Here is a 1322-nt window from a genome sequence, read left to right on the forward strand (position 1 = left end):
GGCGGCAAGGGCCACATCAAGGTCACCTACGTCATCACCAAGTGGGGCAAGGGCGTGGGCACCAAGAACCACCCCAAGCCGTTCGCCACCGGCGCCTGGGCCAAGAAGGACAAGAACCCGGCTGAGCCGGTCATGCTCTCCACTCCGGCCAAGTCCGAGCCCAGGTCTGAGAACAAGAAGGCCGCGCCGAAGACCGACGAGATCAAGGCCGAGAACGTCGCCGCCGCTTCGGACACCGGTGAAGCCGGTGGGATCTTCACCGGGTTCGCGCTCGGTGGCCTGCTCATCGCTGTCGGCGGCGCCTATGCCGGCCGTCACTTCCTGAGCGAGCGTCTGAGCGTCAAGCGCAGCTGAGCGACATCTGACTCTTCGCAGGACAGATACGAGGCCGCCACCGGATGATCCGGTGGCGGCCTCGCCGCTCCCCAGAACGACGAAGCCATGCCTATCGCCCAGGGTGAGCGGCCGCTGTGCGCCCACCGGTGTTGACGCCGTAAACGCCTGCCACTGCTTTCCCCGCCTCACCACGGAGGAGGTAGCGAGTGCTCACGGCATGAACGTGAGACATGGCCCGAAGACACAGACACCGTGCGACAGCCCTCCGACGGTGTTCCCCACTTCGCTCTCCGCTCTGTATCCAGCCCCACCCTCGGGCACGAGGCCGCTGCGGAACCGTGGAGTGTTTACGGCGTAAACACCTGCCGGGCCCGACCCGTGGTGGTCGCCGCTGCGAAAAGCCCCCCGGAGCGGCCGGATCCCCTCTCCTCCTCGCAGGCGGCACGGGCAGTGGACCGCATTCGGTCACCGTTCCGGTTCCTGATGATCACGCCTCCCCCTCCTCGCTCCGCCGAGGCGCTCCGCGGCGCTTTCACGGCTCTTTCGAAGGCTCGGGATCGCCGGTGGTGTCGGGACTTTAGGGTTTCCGGCCCCCCGCAACCGGGCCGCACCCCTGCCGCACTGGGACCGCTACGTCCAGGCGGCTTACTGGATGTCGTAGGCCGCTACGGCAGGGCCCGCACCGGCCACCCGGAACCACCGCAGCACCGGCCGCAGACCCGTCCCCGAACAAAGGAACCCGCTTCCATGACCGTCACCACCCGCTTCGCCGCCCGCGCCCTGACCACCACCGCCGCCGCCCTCACCCTGACCGGCGCGATCGTGGCCGGCGCCGCCGCAACGGCCAACGCCGACACCGGCACCGGCGAGACCGGTGAGCAGGTCATGCTCCAGGGCTCGACCACCGCCTCCTACTACTGGGACGACGCCTCCGGCCGCAACGGCGACACCGGCCTGCCCGCCTCCGGCAAGCCCATGCAGAAGGG

The 1322-nt window shown here is 69.1% G+C and carries 2 pseudogenes; both read left to right on the forward strand.

The features are described 5' to 3' along the window. A pseudogene (locus ACWJ6R_RS36480) lies at window positions 1-354 on the forward strand (hypothetical protein); the annotation flags it as partial. A gap of 729 nt (window positions 355-1083) precedes the next feature. Then, window positions 1084-1322: pseudogene (locus tag ACWJ6R_RS36485) on the forward strand (hypothetical protein); the annotation flags it as partial.

Source organism: Planomonospora algeriensis, from assembly GCF_977012225.1.